The following is a 24,816-nucleotide window of genomic DNA, read 5'->3' on the forward strand; positions in this document are numbered from 1 at the left end:
AGGAGGTACTTTCAAGGGCAACAGCCCTTTCAATTAGGTTTTCTAGCTCCCTTACATTCCCTGGATACTCATATGACATGAGCTTTTTTTGGGCTTCCTTGGAGAATCCTTTGATGTTTTTGTTTTGTTCCTTGGAGAATTTTTTCAAAAAATGTTCTGCTAAAAGGAGAATATCTTCTTCTCTCTCCCTTAGTGGTGGCACATGCAATATCATACCACTTAATCTATAAAAAAGGTCTTCTCTAAATGTGCCTTTTGAGACTTCCTCTTCTATATCCCTGTTGGTAGCTCCAATAAATCTCACATCCACTTTTATCTCTTCAAGACTCCCTAAGGGAATAAATGTGCCATCTTGAATACACCTAAGTAGCTTTATTTGAATGTTTTGAGAAATTTCACCAACTTCATCTAAAAGAAAGGTACCCTTGTGGGCCTTTTGCAGAAGCCCCTTTTTGGATTGAACTGCTCCGGTAAATGCTCCTTTTCTGTAGCCAAAGAGCTCACTTTCTACCAATTCGTCTGGAACACCTCCACAATTTATGGCAACAAAGGGATAATCTTTTCTATTACTATTTTCATGGATGGCCCGTGCAATTAATTCTTTCCCTGTACCTGATTCCCCTGTAATTAATACATTTATATTTGTTGGAGCAATTTTATTTATCAAGGTAAAGATATCTTGCATTTTACGACTATTTCCAATGATCTGACCATATTTGTTTTTTAGTTCCTTTTTGAGCCATATATTTTCTTCTTCCAGTCTGGACTTCTCTATGGTTTTTTTTACAACAAGCAAAAATTCTTCAATATCAAATGGCTTGGGGATATAGTCTTTTGCCCCAAGTTTCATTGCCTTTACTGCTGTTTTGGGATCTGCAAAGGCTGTGATCATAAGAACTGGAAGATGGGGAAGCTCCTTTGAGATAAATTTTAGAAGATCCAACCCATTTTCATTGCCCAGTTTTATATCTAGAACAACAAGATCCATTATGTTGGACAGTAAAAGTCTTTTTCCGTCTTTAATGTTGCTAGCTTTAAAAGTCTTATATCCTTCATTTTCCAGGGCAATATCCAACACATCTACTATACTTGAATCATCATCTACAATTAATATCTTAGTCATAGAAAGTAGGCCCCATATCTTTTAATTCATATATAAGATGGCCATTACAAAAATTTATAGTAACTTTGCCTTTTAGTTTTTTCCCAAAACACGGCGTGTTTTTACCCTTTGATATTAAAGTGTTATCATCTGCTATCCAGTCTATTTCAGTATTAAATATAATAAAATTTGCAGGGGAATCTTTTTGAATATCCCTTATATCAAGGGAGAAGATTTCAATTGGTCTTTTATGCATACATCTTATAACATCTTCAAGGGCAAGTATTTCTTTTGATATGAGTTCAAATAATAGAGAAAGGGCAGTATCCAGTCCACTTATCCCATTTGGAGCCATTGCAAAAGGCACTTCTTTTTCAAATTTTGCATGGGGGGCGTGGTCTGTTGCAATCACATCTATTATTTTTTCCCTAACAGCCTGTCTTATTGCCTCAACATCACTTTTTGACCTCAGAGGAGGATTGACCTTTGCATTTGTATTGTAATCATCTATAATTGAATCATTCCACATGAGATAGTGGGGACAGGTTTCTGCAGTTATCTTAATCCCTTTTTGTTTTGCAAAGTATATTAGCTCCACAGATTGTTCACAACTAATATGGCATAGGTGAATGGGTATATCCAGGTAGCTGGAAAGTAGAATATCTCTGGCAACCTGAACAGATTCAGCCACTGTTGGCTGCCCCTTTAATCCAAGCCTGTCACTTAGCTCTCCCTCGTTTATACACGTATCTTTAGCAAGATATGGATCTTCACAGTGGTCAAGTACTATTAGACCTGCATTATTGGCATATTCCACAGCCCGTCTAAACAGTTCATTGTCTTTTACAGGGATACCATCGTTTGATGCAGCAATACATCCTGCATCTTTGAGCTCATGTAAGGGAGCAAGTTCCTTGCCATAAAGTCCTTTTGTTAGGGCTGCAACAGGGTATATATGAGGGCCTATAGGGAAATTGCTATTTGCTTTTTCTTTTATATATGTTGTTATCTGTGCGGTATCGTTTACAGGGGTTGTATTTGCCATTGCAAAGACGTGAGAAAATCCTCCTGCAGCAGCGGCCTTAAGACCAGATATTATATCTTCTTTGTACTCCTGCCCTGGATCCCTAAGATGTGTATGGATATCCACTAAAGGAGGCAGGACCACTCCTTTTTTCTCCATCTTAGGTGTGTTATTTGGAATTTGGTGGTTTTTAGGCAATATATCTATAATTTTGCCATTTTTTATGTATATGTTTTTTTCTTCATTGTTTATTTTTATGCCAGTAAGTATAAATTCGTTATTTTTCATGGTAGTGTCCTATTTTTTAGGTTAAAAAAAGATAAAGTAGTGCCATTCTCACTGCAACCCCAGAAGATACCTGGTCTAAGATAACACTATTTGAGGAGTCAGCTATATCTGAATGTATTTCCACTCCCCTATTCATGGGACCTGGATGCATGACTTTTACATTTTCTTTTGCCAGCTTTAGGTGACTATTTGATAGTCCATAATGGATTGAGTATTCCCTTAAAGATGGCAAAAGTCCTGACTGTTGTCTCTCCAGTTGAAGTCTAAGACATTCAACTGCATCTACTTCCTTTACTGCCTCTTTTAAGTCATAAAATACTTCTACATCCCATTTGGATATATTTTTTGGTAAAAGGGTCCTTGGGCCACAAACCCTAACCTTTATTCCAAGCTTGTTGTACAGCTTTATATCAGATCTTGCCACCCTGCTGTGGGCAATATCTCCAAGTATTAGGATAGTCTTATCTTTGAAGTTTTCCCAGTGCTTGTATAGGGTATATCCATCTAAAAGTGCCTGGGTTGGATGTGCATGCCATCCATCACCTGCATTTAATACAGTACAATTTACCTGTTCTGATACGAATTTGGCAGCTCCACTTTGCTTATGTCTAATCACAATCAGGTCTGGATGCATTGCCTGAAGGGTAAGCACTGTATCTTTTAGACTTTCTCCTTTTTCTTCGCTAGACCCCTTTGTTTGGAGAGAGAAGACATCTGCAGAGAGCCTTTTTGCTGCTATATCAAATGAGGTCTTGGTCCTGGTGGAGGGTTCTGAAAAGTATAGTATTACGCTTTTTCCCTTTAAAGTTGGTATTTTTTTTATCTGTCTTAAGTTTATCTCCTCAAATTTCTGGGCAAGCTCAAATAGATAATATATTTCATCCTCTGTTAATTCATCCACATCAAGTAAGTGTTTGTGTTGCCATTCCATGGGGCCTTCTCCGATTTTTATTATAGTTAAATTTCTATTTCAAACTGCTTTATGTCCTTAAATATTATATTCTTTGAATTGAGTCCTATTGTTTTATAATTATTTTTATACATGTTTTTGTAACCAAAAAATTCACCCTGATATTTTTTGGGGACCAATAATTTTTTTATCTTCTCCTTTGTCAAAAGCATATAGGTAAAGACAATTTTATACAGGATATAGGACCTTATCATACTCCCATATGCAGGAGACCAGGGACCTGCTACAATATTTTTTTCAAGGGATTTTTCGTTGTGAAGGCCAATTCTAATAACCGGGATGTTATTTCTCCAAAGACGCATAACTCCCCTTGCTACTAACTTAATTGAGCGGTGTAAGTCTAGTGGCTCATATTCTTTTTTTAAAAATTTTTTTTCTAACACTGTCCCTTTTAATACAACACAAGGGTAAATCCTCACCATATCTGGTCCAAGCTTGATGGTTTGATTTATATCTTCCATCCATGTTTTACTGTTAAATCCAGGAAGGCCTGGGAGTAATTGGATCCCCAATTTTAAATCAAACCCTTTTATGAGGGAGCACGCATATTTGGCAATATCTTTACTGTATCCCCTGCCTGATGCTTTTAATATGTTATTGTCAAAGGATTGTATTCCAACCTCCACAGTATCAATGCCTAATCTTTTGATTTTACTTAATATTTCGCTGCTTATATAGTCAGGCCTGGTGGAGCACCGAATCCTGCTTATAAGACCTTGTTCTTTAAATGGAAGAGCAAATTCTAGAAATCTTTCAATCCATATTAATGGTAGTCCTGTAAATGTACCCCCATAAAATGCCAACTCAACTGATGTTTTTTTACTTTCTTCTAATGTGCAAAGGAGTTTTTTAAAGTTGTTAAAATTTTTTTCAATTGAATTAACGCTGGCTCCAGTCTGTAGATTTTGTGCGCAATAAATGCATCTTTTGGGGCACCCTAAAAAGGGAATAAAAAAAGGAACGATTTTTTCTTTGGTTTTCTTTGGTTCTGGGTGAGAGAAGGTTATTGTTTCCATTTTTTACAAAAATAAGCTTCAGTTGCTTGAAAAAAAAATTTTAGTAGGTTATAATGATTTCACGTAGTTGTTGTATCCGTATTCTCAATTACATGTAGCTTAAATTGAATTAATTTACAAGTTTTTCATTTAAACCCTATCTAGTAGAGCACATAAAAATGGAGGGACATGTTATGGAATGTATTTTTTGTAAGATTGTTAGGGGAGAGATTCCATGTGCTGAAGTTTATTCAGATGAGAACATACTGGCTTTTTTAGACATTGCTCCCATAGCCAAGGGGCATACCCTTATTATCCCAAGGGAACATTATGAAAATTTGTTCAAAATGCCTGTTGAGTTGGGAAGTGAACTTTTACAAGTTATGCAAAAGGTTGGTTCAGCAATTATGAAGGCAACTGGTGCCACAGGAATAAACGTGGTAATGAATAATTATCCTTCTGCAGGACAGGTTGTGCCCCATGCACATTACCATTTGATTCCAAGGATAGAGGGTGATGGTTTGTTTAAAGTGGTTCAGGGGAAGTATGACTCAAATGATGAGATGTTGGATTTAGCAGATAAGATCAAACAAAATGTTTAATTTAAAAAATAGGAGAATCTTTATGTCCCGTAAAACTCTAACAAAGGCAGATATAGTAGAAAAGATATACGAAAAGACCGGTCTTAACAGGTCGGATGTTAAGGAGTACGTGGAGTCCCTTTTATCCATTATGAAAAAAGCAATAAAAGAAGATAGGTCTTTACTCATAAGTGGATTTGGAAAATTTGAAAGTTACTATAAAAAGGCCAGAAAGGGCAGAAATCCCCAGACAGATGAGACAATTACCCTGCCCCCAAGAAATGTATGTGTGTATAGGATTTCAAGAAAGTTTAGGGCAGAGCTCAACGAGCAAGAATAAATGCATTTGGATAGGATTTATTTAATATATTAAGGGCATATTTTGCTTTTTCTAAAGATGAGAAGCTACCTGCCTGAACGCGCCAAAACGTTTTAGCACCAACTGTTACTTTAATAATACGGGAGTCATTATATCCCTTTTTTTTCAGGGCAAAATATGTCCTATATGCATTTATTTTACTTGCAAATGAGCCCACTTGAATCAAAAAGGTTTGTTTTTCCACTGATGGGGCTGTTAATACCTTCAAAATAACAGGGGCAGTACCAGTACCTATCATGCCTATCTTTTTTGCAGCACTGTATGAGAGATCAATTATCCTATTTTTAACAAAAGGGCCTCTATCGTTTATTCTCACAATCACCTGTTTATTATTATATAAATTGGTGACCAATACCCTGGTGTTAAAGGGAAGAAGTTTGTGGGCAGCTGTTAGTGCGTACATGTTATAGATTTCGCCATTTGCAGTCCTTTTGCCATGAAAGTTTGGACCGTACCAGGATGCAATACCTTTTTCTGTATAGTTTTTCAGTTGATATTGTAGCCTGGGTCCTATTTGTATGGGGTAATGGGAAACAGTATGGGTACAACTCAATATATTGAAAAGAAAAAACAAAGAAATTATGAAGGCAATTTTAAGTGTTGACCTTGGCATAAAGACTGGTCTAGCCATTTTTTCAGAAAATGCAAACCTTTTGTGGTTCTGGTCCCACAATTTTGGCAATAAAAATAGGCTAAAAAGGGGTGTAAACAATATACTTTTTAGAATTTCTAAAAAGTGGGATCTAATGTCTATAGTTGTGGAAGGTAGTCGAGATTTGGGTAAGGTGTGGATAAAAAAGGGTATAAAATTAAACATACCAGTTTTACAGGTATCGCCTGAGAGGTGGAGGGAAGATATTTTGGGGTCAAGGGACCTTGCTTCTAAAGAAGCCAAGAGACTTGCCGCTCTTTATGCCAGAGATATAATAATTGACTCTGGTCTTTCTCCTCCAAAGGTGGTAAACCTTGACGCTGCCGAGGCAATTTTAATTGGATTTTGGGGAGTTAAACATATTGGGAAACAAATTTTTAAAGGAGAAGTGGATAGTGAGAAGTTATTTAATAGATGAAATACCAAGGGCAGATATTGAAAAAATCAGGACATATTTAAGAGAGAAAAAATTTAAAAGTCCCATAGAAGATATTTTCTGGATTCAAGTACCTGAGGAGCTTCTAACTTCTGAGCAAAAAGAGCATATTTCAAGTTGTGGTCCCTACATATTTTCCCTTGAGCTTGGAAGAGACTTTATAAAATTAGAACTTCTTGTCAGGGCCACTAATAAAATAAGATGTAGCTGCATATCCTTTGCCAATTTAGAACAGATAAACTATGGTATAAATTTAATTGAAAATATATATCTGTCTGCAATTAATGGTAAAAAACTAAATTAGACTTTTATGAAGCTGGCTAAATCTCTAAAAGAGTTAAATCCAAAAGATGTACATCTATGTTTAAGTGTTAAAAAATTTATTATAGATGATCTCCATATAGATATTGGGAATAAAAATATAATAGTTGCAGTATCAGGGGGAGGAGATTCAATTGCCCTCCTTTTGATTATGAATGTTCTAAAACAAAACATGAAATTTAAGATAGTTGTTGCCCACCTGGACCATGGGCTCAGGGAATCGTCTAAAAATGAGATGAAATTTGTAAAAAAACTGTGTGAAGAAAATAAAATCCCTTGCTATTGTGGGCATGCCAGGGTTTCAGTTTATGCTGAGGTGAGAAAAATTGGTATAGAAGAGGCTGCCAGGATTATCAGGTACCGTTTTTTAGAAGGGGTAAGAAAGAAACTAGGAGCTGATTTTATTTGCACAGCCCATCATTTAAATGATCTTGCAGAGGATGTTTTGATGAGGCTTACCAGGGGAGTTGGATGGCCTTATTTGGGTGGCATGGACGGTGTGAACTTAAAAAAAAGGATTTTAAGACCTCTTCTTATAATACCAAAAAATAGGCTCTTATCCCTACTTAAAAACTATTCAATAGACTGGGTGGAAGATGAGTCCAATTACAGTTTAAGGTTTAAAAGAAATAGGATAAGACACAGGATAGTTCCACTGTTTATGGAAGAAAATCCAAATTTTTTAAGTTCCATAAAAAAACTATGGAAATTATCCAGAATTGACAAAGATTATTTTGACGAGGAAATAAAAAGACTTAGATTAAGAGAGATTAAGAGTAATGGCTATATTATTATAAAAAGGGAATACTTAATTCTCCTTCCCAGGGCAATGAGGCTTAGATGGTACAGGGATATATTAAACCGTTTTAAGTATAATACATCCCTGTACTCAAATTTATTCAATCTAGATGATTGTATAGTAAATTTTAAAGGCCCTCGGCTCATCCAGTTCCCTGGAAACAAGAAGGTTAAAGTTGACAAAGACCTTGTTTTATTTGTTTGTGAATGATTTTTTATTTCTTTTTTTCAAATATCTTTTTTATTTTTTGTTCAAAGGTCTCTGGAGTAAAAGGTTTTACAATATAATTTGATACCCCTGCCTGAACAGCTTCTATAACGTTTTCTTGTTGACCTTCTGCTGTTACCATTAAGAATGGAAGGTCAGCAAATTCTTCACTAGCGCGTACTTTTCTTAAAAGCTCTATGCCTGACATCTTGGGCATATTCCAGTCAGAGATAATAAAATCAATCTTGTCTTTGTTTAAGATTTCCCATGCAGTTGAACCATCATCTGCATCAACCACATTTGTAAATCCAAGTTGCTTGAGTATGTTTTTTATAATCCTTCTCATTGTTGAGAAATCATCTACAACCAAAATCCTCATATTTTTGTTAATAGCCATGGTCTTTATCTCCTTTTTTAGTTTTTTAATCGCTCATACTGAATTCAACCACAAAATCTCCGTGCTCTGTGGTGAAAGGTACAGCCATTATTTTGTTTTTTGTAATATGGGTAATTGTATGATTCTCACCCATTATTACAGTTGGGGTAGCACCTTCCATTGCTATGCCCATGTCCGCCAATTTTGCCCTGGCCTGACCAGAGATCATATTAGTTATTTCTCCCACAGCATCCTGCACATCTTCAACTATATTTTCAATATCATCTCCAAGTAAATTCTTTACTATCTGAACAGCGCATTTCTTTGAAAAAGAGACACTCATGACCCCCTTTTTCCCCCCTTGAGCTGTAAATCCTACAATACCAGAAACGTCTCCAAACGCCCTATTATTATCCTTTATATATGGCTTTTCTGCCTTGGGATTAATCATGGCCATGGTGGATAACACATTTACGGTGGCTTCAATAAAAGGTTTTGCGAGCTTTATGTCCATATTTTGTCCCTTGGGATTTTAGTGGTTATAACTTAATGAAAATTTTTAACCTCTTCTTTTAATTTTTGCAACCCTGAGTATATTTGTTTTGAACGTATAGGTCCAATGGTGGATACCTTTCTTAGTTCATCGTGGTTAGCATTCAGCAAATTTTCCAGGGTATTGAAATGAGATATGAGCAATTTAAAGGTCTTTGGGCCAATGCCCATAATTTTTTTGATATCACTTTGGACCAATGTTTTTCGGGCCCTTGACCTGGTTTTAGAAATTGTAAACCTGTGTACATTGTCTCTTAGAAACTGAATAAATAAAAGTTCCTTTGAATTTTTTGAAAGTAATATGGAATTTTTCCGACCCTCAATATATATTTTGTCTGGCTCCAATCTTCCTTTTGACTTGGCTATTGAAATTAATCTAAAGGGCAATCTAGTCTCAAAGAGCTTTTTAAAGCCAGATTTAACAGCATTTATCTGTCCCTTACCACCATCAATAATAATTAGGTCCGGCCACGGCTCTCCAAGTTTAAACCTCCTTTTGGTCCACTCATGTAAAGTCAGGTAGTCGTCTCTTTTGTGGTCAAGTTTAGAGAATTTAAAGATCCTGTATTGATCCTTTTTTAGCTCACCATCTTCAAAGACAATCATGCCCACCATGGTATGTCTGCCCATTACATGTGATGCATCGATAACTTCAATTCGCTTGGGGACTACCTCCATTCCAATCAATCTGGAGATTTTAGTTAGCTCCATTATGTATTTAGGACTGCTATGTTTAAAGATATTCAGGCTTGCCAGTCTCAAAAGATCTTTGTGTACACTAGTTGCATTGGAGATAACATTAAGTTTTTTCCCCTTTTTTTCGGTCAAAAAGTCCAGCACATTGGGGTCTATTTTACAGGTACTTGGTATGAGAATTTTATCTGGGACATTATTATTTAAGGAATAAAATTGAAATATTACTGCATTTAAGATTTCATTTAAATTATTTTTATCCCCAAGGCTAAGGTAATTTATTTTTTCAAAATTAAAATGGAAATTTTTTTGATCAAGCACCCTTCCATCTCTAATGATAATTATGCCTATTCCAACTATGACATCATTAGATTCAATTGAAAAAACGTCCATATCCCCATGGGATGGAAGGATTACCCTCTGCTCTTCCAGGGTCTTTTTTATTTCAAATAATTTATCTCTAACTTGAGATGCTTTTTCAAATTCCAGTTTTTCTGAAGCTTCCCACATCTGTTTTTCAAGTTTTGAGATGAGTTTTTTATTTTTTCCTTTTAAAAACAACTCCACTTCATGGATTAAATCCATATATTCTTCTTTGGACACATTATAACAACAAGGCGCTAAGCATCTTTTGATGTGGTACTGTAGACATGGTCTTGATCTATTTTTGAAAACTGTATCCTTACATTTTCTTATGGGAAAGATCTTATTCAATAGTTTATAGGTATGTCTTGCTGCCTTTGCAGAAGTATAAGGACCAAAATACTTGCAATTATTATTTTTTAAAATTTTTCTGGTTATCTGGATCCTGGGGTAGGGATGATTTAAATCCAATTTAAACAAAATATACGCCTTGTCGTCTTTTAATAGTATATTGTATTTAGGTCTATATTTTTTTATTAAGTTAAACTCTAAAAGCAGGGCTTCTTTTTCATTAGATGTGCAGATAAAATCAATATTTTTTATTTGTGAAACCAGAAGTTGGGTTTTATCTGATGCTACATACCTTCTAAAATATTGGGAGACCCTTTTTTTTATATTCTTTGCCTTTCCTACATAGATTACTCTGTTCCCCTTATCTTTAAACAGGTAAACTCCACATGATGTTGGGAGGTTAGAGATTTCCCTTAGCTCCATCCCTCATCTCCAATCAAAGGGACAAAGAGTACATCAATTAATTTTTCTTCATTTATTTTGTCATTTATACCTTTGGTTATTCTAACTAGAGTTTGTCCATACCTGTACTCCCCAACAGGCATTACCAATCTCCCTCCAACCTTCAACTGAGAAATAAGTGGTTTTGGTACCTTGGGACCGCCTGCAGTAACTATTATTGCATCATATGGGGCAAATTGCTTTAGTCCAAGTGTACCATCTCCCACTATGACGTGTACATTGTTATAATTTAGATCCCCAAGAGTCTTTCTTGCCTTTTCCGCCAGCTCTGGTATCCTCTCTATTGTATAAACTTCCTTGGCAATTTCTGCCAGTACTGCAGCCTGATATCCACACCCTGTCCCAACTTCCAGGACCTTTTCTCCTCCAACCAGTCTCAGTGCCTGAGTCATGTAGGCAACTATATATGGTTGAGAAATTGTCTGGTCATATCCTATGGGTAGAGGTCTGTCTTCATAGGCCTTGTGGGTTAGTCCTTCAGACACAAAAAGATGTCTTGGAACCCTTTTCATTGCCGATATCACAAGGGGATTTGTTACTCCCCTCCTTACAATTTGATCCTCAACCATCTTGTGGCGGATGGACTCAAAGGGATCGTTTTTATTTTTCCCGGTTTTTTTATTTATCATTGCTTATCTGTGTAACCATGTTCTTTTTGTAGAAAATATAAAAACAGACCCACACACATAAATCCCAGAAGTAATAATATACCACTAAGCATTTTTACCTCCTTGATTAAAAATTATATCCAAATTTTTCTATATCAATTTTAAAATGTTTTTCAACAAGTTCTACTGCCCTGTCTGTATAGTATGGCCTATAATCTCTGGATCTATCCCTGGCCTTTCTCTTATGCGGCAATTTTACCTTCTTTTTTATTCCAATTTTATCTAACACCTCATTAAAATCATTTTCCAGGTTTTCATACCTGCCAATAAAGTCAACAAGATAGTTCCCCTTCATATCAACAAGGGATAGCCATTGGGGCTCTTTAGATGCATCCAGTATATAGTGATAAGGCCTAGACTCTTCCAATTTAAATTTCAAAAAATCTTCAAAGGATTTTATGTGTTCAATCAAATGTGGCCGTTCTCTTTTTACATGGTGATACGAGCTCACCTGTAGATCCCAAGGGTTACGCACAAATGCAAATTTAAAAAAGGAATTAAATACATCCCTTGGAAGGATTTCATAGGCCGCTATAATCTTTGCATGTCTTGGAAACTTTACCCCCAATTTGTGGTTTGAGAGATGGTTTATGCGATTAAAGATATATTGGAGCCACCTTATGGGATCAGTTAGCAAAATGGGAGTCAGGGCTGAGCGTATACTTGTTCCCCCGGTTTTTGCAATATGTACGAAAATAAATTTGTATTTATAGGATATTAACATGGTATCTTATTTGTTTACACTAATGGTTTTGATGGCCTTTTTTGCAGCAAGCTGTTCAGCTTTTTTTATACTTGTGGATGTAGCCTCAAAGCTCCACTGATTTGGGAGAACAACCTTTACAGTATAAGATTTTGCGTGTTCAGGGCCAAAACTATCTATTAAGACATATTTTGGACGATCTTTAAATGTTTTTTGGGTTATTTCCTGTAGTTTGCTCTTATAGTCCTTTTTTGCCACCTCCACACAACTATCAGGCCATTTGTGTTTAAATAAATCTTTTACAATGGTTTTTGCCTTTTCATATCCTCCATCTAGAAAAACAGCTCCAATAAGGGCTTCAAATACATCACACAAATTGGCGTCCCTATCTCTTCCCCCCTGATTTTCCTCCCCTTTTCCAAGTAATAAAAATTCATTTAGTTTTATCTCCCTGGCCATCCTGGCCAGGAATGATTCATTGACCAGATGGGCCCTGGTAGAAGTGAGTTCCCCTTCCCTGGCATCTGGAAACCTTTCATATAATTCTTCTGAGATTGATAGTTCTAGTACTGCATCTCCAAGAAATTCAAGCCTCTCATTATTGTCCCCTGTCCCTGGATTTTCGTTAGTGTATGAGGAGTGACTTAGTGCAGTGATTAATAGTTCTTTGTTGTTAAAGTTGTATCCAATTATTTTTTCCAGTTCATTTAAATTTCTTTTACGCATGTCTACTTTCTTTTTAATGCCTCTTGTTTAGCTATAAGGTCGCACCGCTCGTTTTCCCTGTGACCACTATGTCCTTTTACCCAAAGGATTTTAACTTCATGTTTTTGTAAAAGCTCAAGGAGTTTTTCCCAGAGTTCTTTGTTTTTTACTGGTTTTTTTGAAACAGTCAACCAGTTAGACCTGGTCCATTTTTCAAGCCACCCTTTATTTATAGCGTCATGAATATATTTTGAATCTGTGTAAACCTGGACGTTGCACTTTCTTTTAAGAGATTCAAGGGCCCTTATTATTGCAGTTAATTCCATCCTATTGTTTGTTGTGTGTTTTTCTCCCCCTGATATCTCCTTGTAGTGGTTATTGGATTTTAAGATTGCTGCCCATCCTCCAGGCCCAGGGTTTCCAAGACAGGCGCCATCTGTATATATAATCACCTCAGGCATAGAAGGATGATTATTGTTTATTGTATTCATTGTCCAGTTTATTTAATTGATCAAAAATTAATTTAACACCATTTATTAAACCAATGGGCCACGAATCTTTTTCAAGATACTCCCTGCAATATTTAGTTTCCATATAATTTGTAAACTCAAGGGGCAATGACTTTTTTAGTAGCACAGGAAAATAGATTACAGCTTCTTTTTTTAGAGGACAAATTCCAATAAAGAGAGTCTTTGATAGATTATCAGGCTCTACAATGTGTTTTTTATTGATGTTTATTTTTAGCTCTACCCCATATAGGTCTTTTAGATACCTGGCAAAATTCATCAATATCTTTTTCTCTGATTTAGACAATGTCCTGGTCTGATCATAAATAGTTTGTCTACTTGTGATCTTCTCTATGGTAGATTCATAGTTCTTCCAGAAAAGGAGTCCTGTTATAAAAAAAACTATAATCACCCCTGTAGTCCTGAGTAAAGACACAAGGGGTGATGAATCTTTTCTGTGGATTTTAAACCTAGCCATTTAGCTCTGATATCCATTTTTTTAGGGGAGTTTCAAAAAATTCCTGAATTTCCCTTAACCTTTGTTCACTTTCAGCCTCAAACCTTAAGACCAATACTGGCTGGGTATTTGATGCACGGATAAGGCCCCAACCATCTTTAAAATTTATCCTTATTCCATCCACATCAATAACCCTACCACCCTGGGCATGGGCCTTGAAATATTCCTTTGCCTTTTCAACCACCTGAAACTTGATTTTTTCTGGGCAATCCATCCTGATTTCCGGGGTATTATAGGTCTTTGGCCAGTCCTCAAGATATGTGCTGAGTCTTTTTTCTGGATATTTAGAGATAATTTCTATGAGCCTGGCTGCTGCATATATGGCGTCGTCAAAGCCATAATATCTGTCTGCAAAGAACATGTGCCCGCTCATCTCACCTGCTAAAAGTGCCCCTTCTTCCCTCATCTTGGCTTTGATGAGAGAGTGCCCTGTTTTCCACATAATGGGAATACCCCCGTGGTTTTCAATATCCCTATAAAGGAGGTGGGAGCACTTTACTTCTCCAATTATCTTTGCACCTGGATTTTCTATAAGTACTTCCCTTGCAAAGATTGCCAAAACTTGATCTCCATAAAGGACATTACCATTTTCGTCAACAACACCGATCCTGTCTCCATCTCCATCAAAACCAACTCCAAGATGGGCATTTAAATCAACTACTTTTTGCCTGAGGTCCTTTATGTTTTCAAGGACAGTTGGATCTGGATGGTGATTTGGGAAATCTGGATCTGGATCGCAATATAGACAATGGACCTCACACCCCAACCTGTTTAATAGTTCTTTACAGATATTTCCAGATGTACCATTTCCTCCATCCACAACAACTTTTACCCTATTTCCCAGCTTAATTCCCCTTGCTAATTGTTCTAGATATATGGGGATTGGGTCAAATTCACTGGCAAACCCCTCTCCTTTTTTGAATTTCCCGTTTTTCATTACTTCATATAGGCTTTCTATCTCTGTTGTGTGGATTGTGTCTAACCCAGCCCATACCTTAAATCCATTAAACTCAGGAGGATTGTGGGAGGCAGTGATCATAACTCCTGCATTTAGTTTTAAGTATTTTACTGAAAAATAAAAAACCGGTGTTGGTACCATTGGGAGAATTATAACATCTATGCCAGTTGAAATAAGCCCCTTAACCATTGCCCTTTGATATGCAGGGGAGCTGTGTCTACAGTCTCTGCCCACAACACACTTTTCATATCCCTTTTCCTGAAAATAAGTGCCACAAGCCTTTCCAAGGACCTCTACCCACTCTTCATCAAAGTCTTTGTCCACTATTCCCCTGATATCATATGCCCTGAATACATCTTTATTTATTGGTTTCACTGTCCTCCTCCTTTTGATTTTTAATTTTTCCATCCATTTTATCTATTTATTTAATCTTTATTTTAAGATATGGCAAGGTAGTTAAATCTGTTGGTTGTTTAAAAATTTGTTGACCCATAATTTTGCTTTTGACATAATTTTAGAAAAATTTCATGGCAGTAAAAAAAGGAGGATATTGTGAGTTGGGATTGGGATAAATTAGAGGAAAGGAGGGAGAGATTTTCTAAATCCACTAAACCACCTAAACCAGATATTTCTAAGATAAAAGACAAATTGCCTTTTTTAGACAATCTTAAGGGCAATGGGCCAAAAATCTTGATTGGGGTTTTGGTGTTGCTCTGGCTTGCCAGTGGATTTTATATTGTAAATCCAGATCAGGTAGGTGTTATTAAAAGGTTTGGTGCATTTAGCAGGATAACTGGTCCAGGGCCTCATTATCACCTTCCATATCCAATTGAAACTGTCTTGACCCCCAGTGTGACCCAGATCAAAAGGGTTGAAATCGGTTTTAGAAGTGTAACCCTGGGCACTGGAATTAATAATTATAGGTCGGTTCCCAAAGAGTCTCTTATGTTAACAGGAGATGAAAATATAGTTGATGTGCAATTTATTGTCCAATACAGGATAAAGGATGCATATTCATATCTCTTTAACATAAGCAATCCTTTTAAAACAGTGAAAGATGCAGCAGAAGCCGCAATGAGGGCGGTTATAGGTAATAATCAAATCAATGCAGTCCTCACCACTGAAAAATTTATTATCCAGAACAAGACCCAAAAGTTGTTACAGCAGGTCCTTGATAGCTATCATACAGGAATCCAGGTTGTGGCCGTGAAACTACAGGATGTACATCCTCCAAAAGAAGTACTGGATGCATTTAAAGATGTAGCATCTGCAAAAGAAGATAAGAGCAGGCTAATAAATCAAGCAATGGCATATAGAAATGAAATAATTCCAAAGGCAAGGGGACAGGCTGCAGAGATAGTAAACAAGGCTGAAGCATATAAAGAGACTAAGATAATGATGGCCCAGGGGGAAGCAAATAGATTTTTAAAGATGTTGGAGGAGTATAAAAAAGCCCCTTTTGTTACCAAAAAGAGGTTGTACCTGGAGACAATGGAGGAAATTTTGAAAAAAGTTAAAGACAAGGTGATAATTTCAAAATCACTTGGAGATAGAGTATTGCCCCTTTTATCCCTTGATGAGAAGACGAAAAAATTAAAAATCAAAGGAGCAAATAATGAATAAGAGCGGTGGATTTATCCTGCTTTTGATTATTCTTTTAATGGGTATGTCCCAGGCCTTTTATATTGTTGATGAGACCCAGAGAGCAATTGTTTTACAACTGGGGAAACCAGTTGGTGATGCAGTTGGGCCAGGGCTTCATTTCAAGATTCCGGTAATACAACAGATTCAAAAATATGATTTTAGAATATTGGAATATGATTCTCCACCAGCAGAAGTAATTACCAAAGACAAAAAGACCCTGGTGGTTGACAATTATACCAGGTGGAGAATTTTTGACCCACTCCTATTTTACAGGACAGCCAGGACAATCTCCAGGGGATTGGCAAGATTAGATGACATAGTGTATTCAGAGCTCAGGGTGGCTTTGGGGAAATATAATCTCATTGATATTGTGTCTTCAAAGAGGAATGAAATAATGGCTACTGTTACTTCAGACGTTAAGAAGGAACTGAAAAAATATGGGATAGAGGTGATAGATGTGAGGATTAAACGTACAGACTTGCCTCCAGAAAATCAAAAAGCCATTTATGCCAGGATGAGATCTGAGAGGGAGAGGGAGGCCAAACAATACAGGTCAGAAGGTGCTGAGCAAGCTGCAATAATAAGGGCCAAAGCTGACAAAGATAGGGCCGTTATATTGGCAGAGGCAAAGAAAAAGGCCCAAATAACAATGGGTGAAGGGGATGCCCTGGCAACAAAAATATATGCTGAGGCATATAAAAAAGACCCCAAGTTTTTTGATTTATTGAGGTCCTTTGATGCATATAAAAAGGGATTAGATGCCAATTCTCGTTTGGTGATGTCTTCTGACAATGAATTTCTCAGGTATATGGAAAAGACCAAATAGTCCGGGATCATTTGTTTTAACCCAAATTTGTCAAAACTTGGGCAATATACCCACCTCGACTTTTGGTCTAAAAAAGGGCTTTTAAAAGCCCTTTTTTAGACCATTGCTATTTGTTCATGCTCTTTAGGGGAGTTTTTAGATAAATATTTTGGGGAAGGCACAAATAGCGGAAATTGCAAGGCAAATTCTCTTACTTCCTTTCTTATTTTTGCAATTACTGTTTCATTATCCTTAAATTTTAGGGTCTGAATTAGAAAATCCATTACTTTATATACGTCTTTTTCCACCATTCCCCTGGTGGTAACAACAGGGGCTCCTATCCTTATTCCTGAGGTTATGGTTGCTGGTTTGTCCTCAAATGGGACAGCGTTTTTATTTACAGTTATTCCAACCTTTTCAAGAACTTGTTCTGCTTCTTTACCTGTTAGGTCTTTGTTCCTTAAATCAATCAACACGAGGTGGTTGTCTGTGCCACCTGTTACCAGATCAAATCCTTCACTTATTAGTGCTTCAGCCATAGCCTTTGCGTTTTTGAGTACCTGTCTTTGGTAGTCCTTGAAATCTGCACTCAACGCTTCCTTGAATGCCACAGCCTTGGCAGCAATTATGTGCATAAGTGGTCCACCCTGTATACCTGGAAATATCTGGGTATCCAATTTTTTGCCTAACTCAGATGTGGAGAGTATAAAACCTCCTCTGGGTCCCCTTAAAGACTTGTGTGTGGTAGAGGTAACCACATGGGCATATTTTACTGGACTTGGATGAAGTCTTGCTCCAACTATTCCCGCAATATGGGCCATGTCAACCATAAGGTAGGCCCCTATTTCATCTGCTATTTCTCTAAACTTTTGAAAATCAATCTGCCTGGGATAGGTACTTGCACCAGCTATTATAAGTCTGGGTCTGTATCTTTTTGCTAGCTCACGAACTTGGTTAAAATTTATTCTCTGGGACTCCCTATCCACTCCATATGAATAGCTAGTATAAATTTTACCTGAAAAATTTACCTTGCTCCCATGGGAAAGGTGCCCTCCATGGGCCAGGTCCATGCCCAAAATGGTGTCCCCTGGTCTTAAAAGCGCTGCATATACAGCCATATTTGCCTGGGATCCAGAGTGGGGTTGGACATTTGCATGCTCTGCACCAAATAAGGTTTTTGCCCTTTCCCTGGCAAGGTCTTCAGCTATATCTACATTAAAACATCCACCATAATACCTTTTGCCTGGATAACCTTCAGCATACTTGTGGGTAAGACAGCTGCCTGCAGCCTCCCTTATCCCTGGCGAGGTGAAATTTTCAGAAGCAATAAGCTCAATAGTCTCCCTCTGTCTTTTTTCTTCAAGGGATATTGCCCTGTAAATCTCCGGATCGTGAACCTTTAAGTAGCTCATAATTCCACCTTCCTAAGGTTAAAATTTACTTGCAAATTAATAGAACTATTTTAATACATAAATGGTAACCCATTGTCAAATAAGCATATTTTGATATTTTTGCCATGAATCCTAAAAAAAAATTCTAAATTTAAAAAAAAATATGATTAGTTTTTAGGTTTTTGTAAGTTTTCTCTTGTGAATGAATTTAGTTTTAATGATTAAAAAAATATATACAATAAAATCAATTAATTAATATAAAAAAAACATTTTTGAAAAAATAAAAAAAATCTGCTTATTCCATTAACTCCGAAATCTCAAGCTTTGCTGTGTCTGTGGGGGTCTAAAGTTCAAAATTCGAGGATGAAGGTTCCATACAAAATTGAAGGATAAATTTTGTTTGTTATTTTCTCTCCTTCTCCCTTCACCCTTCTACCTTTCACTATTCACTATCACTATTCACCTGCTCCATAACCCAATCAATAATCGGAGCTAAAGAAATAGGCAGATAAAAAAATAAAATAGGACTGTTAGTGATTTATATAAAAATTTATTTTTAAAATTGCTAAAAAATCATTATTGGGTTATAAAAAGTCTAAATTTAGGCAGGTTTTAGTTACTTGAAGGTCGGTTATTTAAATTTTTTCAAAGGAGGATTTTATGCCTGTTAAGAAAATTCCACAGACACCATCTGCTTATTCTTTTCCGCTGCTAATAAAAAATCTATTAAGATTTCCTCTCACTTATAATCCAGATCAGGAAATAGTTTATAGGGATAAGTTTAGGTACACCTACAAGGAATTTGGTAGAAGGGTTCACAAACTTGCAAACATGTTAAGGGCCCAGGGTGTTAAAGAAGGAGATGTGGTAGCTGTAATGGACTGGGACAGTCACAGGTATTTAGAGTGTTTTTTTGCTGTACCAATGATGGGTGCAGTGCTTCACACAATAAACATCCGACTATCTCCAGAACAATTGGTGTATACTATAAATCACGCTGAAGACGACGTGATTTTGGTGAATTCAGACTTTTTACCAATGCTCGAGGCTGTAAAGGATGAAATTAAGACAGTTAAAAAATTTATTCTTTTAACAGATGAAGATGAGATTCCTGCCACATCTTTGGATCTTGCCGGGGAATATGAAGAACTGCTGAAGGATGAGAGCGACGAGTATGATTTCCCTGAATTTGATGAAGATACAATGGCAACCACTTTTTACACAACTGGTACCACTGGTCTTCCAAAGGGTGTGTATTACAGTCACAGGCAAATAGTTTTGCACACATATGGACTAATTTCCACATTGTGTACAATGGGAAATGCAATGAGGGTGGATAATGGGGACGTATATATGCCCCTTACTCCAATGTTTCACGTACACGCATGGGGAATGCCTTATATGTTTACATGGCTTTGCACAAAACAGGTTTATCCTGGTAGATATGACCCTGAGATGATTTTAAAGCTGGTCCTCCAGGAAAAAGTGACCTTTTCTCACTGTGTGCCAACCATTATTCATATGCTGGTCACCTCTCCAGTTATAAAACAGATAGACCTATCCAACTGGAAGGTGGTAATTGGTGGTTCTGCCCTTCCACAAGGGCTGTGTAAAGAGGCCCTTAAATACAATATAAACATTACATCAGCATATGGAATGTCTGAGACCTGTCCACTACTTACAGCCGCCTTACTTAAACCCCACATGGTGGATTGGGATATAGACAAGCAGGTTCCAATTAGGTGTAGGACAGGTATACCTGTTCCAAATGTTTTACTGGAGGTGGTTGATCCCATGGGCAATCCTCTGCCCCATGATGGCAAATCAACAGGTGAGGTTGTAGTCAGGGCTCCCTGGCTCACCCAGGGCTATTTAAAGGATCCTGAAAAGAGTGAAGAGTTATGGGAAGGTGGTTGGCTCCATACAGGTGATATTGGATATATTGATGAAGAGGGATATTTAAAGATAACAGACAGATTAAAAGATGTGATAAAGACTGGTGGTGAGTGGATATCTTCTTTAGAGCTTGAAGATATACTCAGTCAACATGAGGCAGTTAGTGAAGTGGCAGTGATTGGTGTTCCAGACGAAAAATGGGGGGAAAGACCCCTGGCACTCGTGGTTTTACATGAAGAATATAAGGGTAAGATTGGAGAAGATGAATTAAAAGGTCATTTTAAAAAATTTGTTGATGACGGTAGTATCCCAAAATATGGAATTCCTGACAAAATTGAAATCGTAAATCAAATTCCAAAAACAAGTGTGGGTAAGATAAACAAAAAGGAAATAAGGAAGATGTATCAGTAAGATAATAAAGGGGGGTGGTGCCACCCCCTTTATTATCCCAACTCCTTTGATCTATTACATGCATGATGGAGTGCGTCTATTATAGCCCCCCTAACAGCCATTCTGTCAAAGTGATTCAGGGCTGCAATAGTGGTGCCTGCAGGTGAGGTTACCATTTCCCTTAGGTCTGATAATTTTTTGTCCATGTCTTCAATCAGCTTGGTGGTTCCACCAAGAAGTCCTTTTACCATCTCAATTGATAGATCCCTTGGAAAACCCAGTGATACCCCAGCTTCAACCAGTGCCTCTAGAAAGTAGATTATATAGGCAGGTCCAGAGCCAATTAAAGCTGTGTATGCATCCATGTATTCTTCTTGAATTTGAAATGTTTTACCAATGGCATTAAAAAGCTCAATTGTTTTAGACCTAATGGTATTATCTATATCTTCTTCAAAGCAAATTGCAAAAAGTCCCTTTCCAACTAAAGCAGGGGTGTTGGGCATTATGCGGACAACCTTAGACATGCCCCCAGACCATTTTTTTATTTTTTTTATTTTAATTCCCGCACAAATAGACAGAATTGTGTGGGAGTCTAAAAAAAGATTGCTATATTTTTTTAAAAGGGGTTTAACCTGGTTGGGTTTTACAGCCAGAAGGATATAATTGGACTTTTCAATTAGCTTAGATATACCTCTTACTTCTTCAACTTTTAACTCTTCGCAAACGCTGTGAAGTTTTTTCTCGTCCACATCGTAAGCAAGCAAATGGACACCTGCAAGTGAACTCCACCCCTTTAAGATGGCGCCTCCCATGTTCCCGGTGCCAATGATTCCAATATTGTCCATTAATTATAATACCTCCAGTTTGTTGAAAAAGTATGCAATTTCCTTAATTGCATTTTCTGGACTATCAGATCCATGAACTGAATTCTTTTCAACATCCAGAGCAAATTCTTTTCTAATAGTACCTTGTTTTGCATTTTCTGGATTTGTGGCACCCATAAGTTCTCTGTATCTTTTTATGGCGTCTTCACCTTCCAGTACTGCAACAACAATGGGACCAGAGCTCATATAATCTGTTAAGCTGTCAAAAAAAGGCTTTTCTCTGTGAACCTCATAAAATCCTTCAGCCTGTTTCTTGTTTAAATGGAGCATTTTTAGGGCCTTGATCTTTAGATTAGCTCCTTCAATCATTTGTAAAATTTTTCCAATAAGGTTTCTTTCAACAGCATCAGGCTTTATTATGCACAGTGTCTGTTCCATGATATCTTCCTCCCATAAAAATTTTTCTCATTTTTTATGTTTTATTTCCCCCAATGTCAAATTACACAGTACACTGGAACTGGCCTGCTTGAAAAGTTTTTTATTACATATGCCAATAGATTTTTGTTTTTAGTATTTGAAAAAATAATTTTAATACCATTAGTTCCTGCTTTAAGGATATATAAAATTTACTGAGTAATAAAACTGGTAAAAAATATGGAGGAGATTATGAGAGAGCTAAATTGTTTTGGTCTTGCATGTCCTGGTCCTGTTTTAAAGTGCAAGGAAGTTATAGAGGCTGAAATGCCGTCAGTTTTACACGTGTTAGTTGATAATCAGGCTGCCAGGGAAAATGTATCTCGTTTTTTAAAGTCAAAATCTTACACAATAGACGAGGTTAAAGAAGAAGCAGGTGGTTTCAGGGTCATAGCAAAATCATCTACAGAGGCTGTATCAAATAACACAGAAAGTGAAGAAGATATGTCTGTTTATTCTTGTGAAATAAATCCTTCTGGCATACAGGACAAACAGCTTGTATTTATTACCTCTGATAAAATCGGCCACGGAGATGATGAACTGGGACGAAAGCTCATGGCAAACTTCATAAAGACCCTCCCTGAGATGGGAAATTCTTTGTGGAGGATTATTCTTTTAAATGGGGGAGTAAAATTGGCAACAGAACAAGGAGAAATTTTAGAGAGTTTAAAAAATCTTGAAAAATCAGGAGTTTCTATTTTGGTGTGTGGGACATGCCTTGATTTTTTTAAACTTTTAGACAAAAAGAAGATAGGAGAGACAACCAATATGTTAGATGTTGTAACAAGCCTTGAGATGGCGTCAAAGGTGATTAAGATTTAAATAATATGGGCGATAAAATAAGATTAAATCGTTTTTTGGCGCGCTCTGGAATCTGTTCTAGAAGAGGGGCTGATGAGCTTATTAAAAAAGGACTTGTGAAAGTAAATGGAGTAACTGTTAGCCAGCTTGGAACAAAAATTGATATAGACCTGGATAAGGTTGTTGTAGACGGAAAAGAGATTCCCAAAGATTCCTTTAAAAGTAAAAAATTTATCTATATTGCCTTAAATAAACCCATTAAAGTGGTAACCACACTGCGCGATCCCCAAAACAGGAAAACAGTAATAGAAATATTGCCTGAATATTTAAGAGATAAAGGACTGGTACCTGTTGGCAGGTTAGACTATTTTTCTGAAGGTCTTTTGCTTATGAGTAATGATGGTGACTTTGTATTCAAGATGACCCACCCCAAATTTCACTTAAAAAAAATATATCTGGTTGAAGTTAAAGGCAATGTCAAAAAAGAACATATTCATGTAATGAAAAAAGGCATGAAATTAGATGAGATAAATTACAAATTGGCCCCTGTATCTGTAAGTATAGTAAAGAAACTGGCTCCTGACCATTTTGTTTTAAGATTTGAGCTCATGCAGGGGGTGAATCGACAGATAAGGAGAATGTGTCATGCATTTTCATGGAGTGTATTAAGACTAAAAAGGATAGCCCATGGTCCCATAAAACTTGGTAAATTGGAACCTGGTAGATTTAGATATCTGACAAAAAAAGAAGTCGATCTCTGCATGGAGCAGTGTTTAAAAAAATCTGTTCCATGCAATTAAATTTTTATTGGTTTAAATTCCATACATGTTTCGTCCAGGCCTATAACTGACCTCAAATACCGGCACTCACCTTTCCTTAAGCTGTTTTTCTATTCTTTTTGATAGTTTTTTTAGTATCTTCAGGGCGTCTTCTTTATTTCCTCCAAGGGAAATCTCTAGAATCTCTTGCACCTCATCTTCTTCAAGTGTGACTACAACGGGCTTTATTTTCATTTTATCCTCCCTTTTATCCTTAAAGATTACCAATATAGGTGTAAAAAAGTCAACAAATCAAAACCGCTACTCAGAATAATTGCCACTTCAAACTATATATGTTATCCTCAATAAGGACAACAACATCCGAATATGTTCAGCATTAATAAGAGGAACAAAATCCATAAGATGACATCTTCCCTGACAAACTCCGGTGATACTCAAGGATAACATGGAAAACAAAAAAGAATATTACCAAGTTATTGACAAATGGGCAGGGAAAGAGATCCTATTTTTTGATCCCTTGGAGCTCAGGGTAACAGGTAATAACAGGCTTTATGAGAAGGGAATGGAGCTTTTGTCTCAAGAAGACTAGATGAGTGGAATAGTAGTATAGTGAGAAATTGGAAGGATGAGGTTTGATTTTAGTAAGTTAGAGGTATGGCAATGAACAGAGATTTGAGATAGTTTGAACCAATACACCACTATACTAATATTCCATTACCCCAAAAATCCCTTGACAATCCTTTTTATAGGCGTTAAGGGCTTGTTCACTATTTGAACGGTAGAGATATGTCAATTCAAACAAATCTTGAGGAAATTTATAAAATAATCAAAGAGATAGAAAAAGACAACTCTATCTCTCAGAGGGCATTAGCCAAGCGACTGGGATATAGCCTGGGAAAGATAAATTATCTCATAAAGGCGCTTGTGGAAAAAGGGATAATAAAGCTTGAGCGCTTTAAAAAAAGTCCAAACAAATGGGCATATCGTTATCTCTTAACATCTAAAGGAATAAAAGAAAAATACAGGATTACTAAAACGTTTTTGCAAATAAAGTTAGAAGAGTATGAGAAGCTTAAGAAGGAGATTGAGGAATTGGAGAGGGAAATTGGGAAGGACGGTAAAAAGTGAATAGTGAATGGTGTGTAAGTGTGGGGAAGAAAAACAATTTATTAAGTTGGTTGAAGAAGTGGATGTAAATTAGAGG

The 24,816-nt window shown here is 36.7% G+C and carries 30 protein-coding genes; 12 read left to right on the plus strand and 18 right to left on the minus strand.

The genetic code is table 11. The features are described 5' to 3' along the window. From ACYQ0O_RS10885 to ACYQ0O_RS10900, 4 genes are all read right to left on the minus strand, one after another. A partial coding sequence (locus tag ACYQ0O_RS10885; RefSeq protein WP_459892960.1) for a sigma-54-dependent transcriptional regulator occupies nt 1-1,123 on the minus strand: 1,123 nt, incomplete at its 3' end. Next, complete coding sequence (locus ACYQ0O_RS10890) at nt 1,116-2,414, minus strand: dihydroorotase (RefSeq protein WP_459892962.1); 1,299 nt, start codon at nt 2,412-2,414, stop codon at nt 1,116-1,118. The genes ACYQ0O_RS10890 and ACYQ0O_RS10885, both read right to left, overlap by 8 nt. A 16-nt stretch (nt 2,415-2,430) precedes the next feature. Further along, nucleotides 2,431-3,345, minus strand: a complete 915-nt coding sequence (locus tag ACYQ0O_RS10895; RefSeq protein ID WP_459892965.1) for an aspartate carbamoyltransferase catalytic subunit — start codon at nt 3,343-3,345, stop codon at nt 2,431-2,433. A 26-nt stretch (nt 3,346-3,371) separates the two neighbouring features. Then, nucleotides 3,372-4,400: an elongator complex protein 3 gene (locus ACYQ0O_RS10900; protein WP_459892967.1), complete on the minus strand. Its 1,029-nt coding sequence runs from the start codon at nt 4,398-4,400 to the stop codon at nt 3,372-3,374. Nucleotides 4,401-4,573: 173 nt separating this feature from the next. Here ACYQ0O_RS10900 and ACYQ0O_RS10905 point away from each other — a divergent pair, with 173 nt between their 5' ends. After that, complete coding sequence (locus ACYQ0O_RS10905) at nt 4,574-4,981, plus strand: HIT family protein (protein WP_459892969.1); 408 nt, start codon at nt 4,574-4,576, stop codon at nt 4,979-4,981. Between the two features lie 22 nt (nt 4,982-5,003). Then, the gene (locus ACYQ0O_RS10910; RefSeq protein WP_459892972.1) at nt 5,004-5,300 is read left to right on the plus strand and encodes an integration host factor subunit alpha; all 297 of its coding nucleotides are present in this window, start codon (nt 5,004-5,006) and stop codon (nt 5,298-5,300) included. Here ACYQ0O_RS10910 and ACYQ0O_RS10915 read toward each other — a convergent pair. Then, nucleotides 5,284-5,913 carry a septal ring lytic transglycosylase RlpA family protein gene (locus ACYQ0O_RS10915; RefSeq protein ID WP_459892974.1) on the minus strand — a complete coding sequence of 210 codons (630 nt, stop codon included), beginning with the start codon at nt 5,911-5,913 and terminating at the stop codon, nt 5,284-5,286. The two genes, ACYQ0O_RS10910 and ACYQ0O_RS10915, sit on opposite strands and share 17 nt — an antisense overlap. A 7-nt stretch (nt 5,914-5,920) precedes the next feature. On the opposite strand from ACYQ0O_RS10915, the gene ACYQ0O_RS10920 reads away from it, so the two are divergent. The 3 genes from ACYQ0O_RS10920 to tilS are packed head-to-tail and all read left to right on the plus strand — an operon-like array spanning nt 5,921 to nt 7,757. Beyond that, the gene (locus ACYQ0O_RS10920) at nt 5,921-6,409 is read left to right on the plus strand and encodes a hypothetical protein (RefSeq protein ID WP_459892976.1); all 489 of its coding nucleotides are present in this window, start codon (nt 5,921-5,923) and stop codon (nt 6,407-6,409) included. Further along, nucleotides 6,387-6,731: a hypothetical protein gene (locus ACYQ0O_RS10925; RefSeq protein WP_459892978.1), complete on the plus strand. Its 345-nt coding sequence runs from the start codon at nt 6,387-6,389 to the stop codon at nt 6,729-6,731. Before ACYQ0O_RS10920 ends, ACYQ0O_RS10925 begins: the two co-directional genes overlap by 23 nt. A 6-nt stretch (nt 6,732-6,737) precedes the next feature. Then, on the plus strand, nt 6,738-7,757 hold the full coding sequence (tilS, locus tag ACYQ0O_RS10930; protein WP_459892980.1) for a tRNA lysidine(34) synthetase TilS: 1,020 nt from the start codon (nt 6,738-6,740) through the stop codon (nt 7,755-7,757). Between the two features lie 4 nt (nt 7,758-7,761). On the opposite strand, the gene ACYQ0O_RS10935 is transcribed toward tilS, so the two are convergent. From ACYQ0O_RS10935 to ACYQ0O_RS10975, 9 genes are all read right to left on the minus strand, one after another. Then, nucleotides 7,762-8,151, minus strand: coding sequence for a chemotaxis response regulator CheY (locus ACYQ0O_RS10935; RefSeq protein ID WP_459892982.1), 390 nt, complete (start codon nt 8,149-8,151; stop codon nt 7,762-7,764). Nucleotides 8,152-8,176: 25 nt separating this feature from the next. Continuing rightward, a complete protein-coding gene (locus tag ACYQ0O_RS10940; protein WP_459892984.1) occupies nt 8,177-8,644 on the minus strand; it encodes a chemotaxis protein CheX in 468 nt (155 codons plus the stop codon). Nucleotides 8,645-8,676: 32 nt separating this feature from the next. Further along, the gene (gene uvrC / locus ACYQ0O_RS10945) at nt 8,677-10,512 is read right to left on the minus strand and encodes an excinuclease ABC subunit UvrC (protein WP_459892986.1); all 1,836 of its coding nucleotides are present in this window, start codon (nt 10,510-10,512) and stop codon (nt 8,677-8,679) included. After that, nucleotides 10,503-11,180, minus strand: a complete 678-nt coding sequence (locus ACYQ0O_RS10950) for a protein-L-isoaspartate(D-aspartate) O-methyltransferase (protein ID WP_459892988.1) — start codon at nt 11,178-11,180, stop codon at nt 10,503-10,505. The genes uvrC and ACYQ0O_RS10950 overlap by 10 nt, the downstream gene beginning before the upstream one ends. 106 nt (nt 11,181-11,286) lie before the next feature. Continuing rightward, nucleotides 11,287-11,943 (minus strand): sulfotransferase family 2 domain-containing protein, encoded by a 657-nt coding sequence (locus tag ACYQ0O_RS10955; protein WP_459892990.1) that lies wholly within the window; start codon nt 11,941-11,943, stop codon nt 11,287-11,289. Nucleotides 11,944-11,949: 6 nt separating this feature from the next. After that, complete coding sequence (gene rnc, locus ACYQ0O_RS10960) at nt 11,950-12,648, minus strand: ribonuclease III (protein WP_459892992.1); 699 nt, start codon at nt 12,646-12,648, stop codon at nt 11,950-11,952. A 2-nt stretch (nt 12,649-12,650) separates the two neighbouring features. Next, nucleotides 12,651-13,088: a ribonuclease HI gene (gene rnhA / locus ACYQ0O_RS10965; RefSeq protein ID WP_459892994.1), complete on the minus strand. Its 438-nt coding sequence runs from the start codon at nt 13,086-13,088 to the stop codon at nt 12,651-12,653. Between the two features lie 10 nt (nt 13,089-13,098). Beyond that, nucleotides 13,099-13,611 (minus strand): hypothetical protein, encoded by a 513-nt coding sequence (locus tag ACYQ0O_RS10970; RefSeq protein WP_459892996.1) that lies wholly within the window; start codon nt 13,609-13,611, stop codon nt 13,099-13,101. After that, nucleotides 13,604-14,983: a phosphomannomutase/phosphoglucomutase gene (locus ACYQ0O_RS10975; protein WP_459892998.1), complete on the minus strand. Its 1,380-nt coding sequence runs from the start codon at nt 14,981-14,983 to the stop codon at nt 13,604-13,606. Before ACYQ0O_RS10975 ends, ACYQ0O_RS10970 begins: the two co-directional genes overlap by 8 nt. A 177-nt stretch (nt 14,984-15,160) precedes the next feature. On the opposite strand from ACYQ0O_RS10975, the gene hflK reads away from it, so the two are divergent. Both hflK and hflC read left to right on the plus strand, forming a co-directional pair. Beyond that, nucleotides 15,161-16,231 (plus strand): FtsH protease activity modulator HflK, encoded by a 1,071-nt coding sequence (gene hflK, locus ACYQ0O_RS10980; RefSeq protein ID WP_459893000.1) that lies wholly within the window; start codon nt 15,161-15,163, stop codon nt 16,229-16,231. Continuing rightward, nucleotides 16,224-17,078, plus strand: a complete 855-nt coding sequence (gene hflC, locus ACYQ0O_RS10985; protein ID WP_459893002.1) for a protease modulator HflC — start codon at nt 16,224-16,226, stop codon at nt 17,076-17,078. The genes hflK and hflC overlap by 8 nt, the downstream gene beginning before the upstream one ends. Before the next feature lie 95 nt (nt 17,079-17,173). On the opposite strand, the gene ACYQ0O_RS10990 is transcribed toward hflC, so the two are convergent. Further along, nucleotides 17,174-18,469: a serine hydroxymethyltransferase gene (locus ACYQ0O_RS10990; protein ID WP_459893004.1), complete on the minus strand. Its 1,296-nt coding sequence runs from the start codon at nt 18,467-18,469 to the stop codon at nt 17,174-17,176. A gap of 639 nt (nt 18,470-19,108) precedes the next feature. Here ACYQ0O_RS10990 and ACYQ0O_RS10995 point away from each other — a divergent pair. Continuing rightward, nucleotides 19,109-20,755 carry a fatty acid--CoA ligase gene (locus ACYQ0O_RS10995; protein ID WP_459893006.1) on the plus strand — a complete coding sequence of 549 codons (1,647 nt, stop codon included), beginning with the start codon at nt 19,109-19,111 and terminating at the stop codon, nt 20,753-20,755. A gap of 32 nt (nt 20,756-20,787) precedes the next feature. Here the strand turns inward: ACYQ0O_RS10995 and proC are convergent, their stop codons facing one another. Together proC and ndk are read right to left on the minus strand one after the other, a co-directional pair. Next, complete coding sequence (gene proC, locus ACYQ0O_RS11000; RefSeq protein WP_459893008.1) at nt 20,788-21,579, minus strand: pyrroline-5-carboxylate reductase; 792 nt, start codon at nt 21,577-21,579, stop codon at nt 20,788-20,790. 3 nt (nt 21,580-21,582) lie between these two features. Continuing rightward, nucleotides 21,583-21,996: a nucleoside-diphosphate kinase gene (gene ndk / locus ACYQ0O_RS11005; RefSeq protein WP_459893010.1), complete on the minus strand. Its 414-nt coding sequence runs from the start codon at nt 21,994-21,996 to the stop codon at nt 21,583-21,585. 228 nt (nt 21,997-22,224) lie between these two features. On the opposite strand from ndk, the gene yedF reads away from it, so the two are divergent. Continuing rightward, nucleotides 22,225-22,854, plus strand: coding sequence for a sulfurtransferase-like selenium metabolism protein YedF (gene yedF, locus ACYQ0O_RS11010; protein ID WP_459893012.1), 630 nt, complete (start codon nt 22,225-22,227; stop codon nt 22,852-22,854). Nucleotides 22,855-22,859: 5 nt separating this feature from the next. Then, nucleotides 22,860-23,633, plus strand: coding sequence for a pseudouridine synthase (locus tag ACYQ0O_RS11015; RefSeq protein ID WP_459893014.1), 774 nt, complete (start codon nt 22,860-22,862; stop codon nt 23,631-23,633). A 66-nt stretch (nt 23,634-23,699) separates the two neighbouring features. Here ACYQ0O_RS11015 and ACYQ0O_RS11020 read toward each other — a convergent pair whose 3' ends face one another. Beyond that, nucleotides 23,700-23,846 carry a hypothetical protein gene (locus ACYQ0O_RS11020; protein ID WP_459893016.1) on the minus strand — a complete coding sequence of 49 codons (147 nt, stop codon included), beginning with the start codon at nt 23,844-23,846 and terminating at the stop codon, nt 23,700-23,702. Between the two features lie 211 nt (nt 23,847-24,057). Here ACYQ0O_RS11020 and ACYQ0O_RS11025 point away from each other — a divergent pair, with 211 nt between their 5' ends. Next, on the plus strand, nt 24,058-24,201 hold the full coding sequence (locus ACYQ0O_RS11025) for a hypothetical protein (protein ID WP_459893018.1): 144 nt from the start codon (nt 24,058-24,060) through the stop codon (nt 24,199-24,201). A 197-nt stretch (nt 24,202-24,398) separates the two neighbouring features. Next, nucleotides 24,399-24,740, plus strand: coding sequence for a MarR family EPS-associated transcriptional regulator (locus tag ACYQ0O_RS11030; RefSeq protein WP_459893020.1), 342 nt, complete (start codon nt 24,399-24,401; stop codon nt 24,738-24,740). Nucleotides 24,741-24,816 lie beyond the last annotated feature (76 nt).

The organism is Desulfothermus okinawensis JCM 13304, from assembly GCF_054654515.1.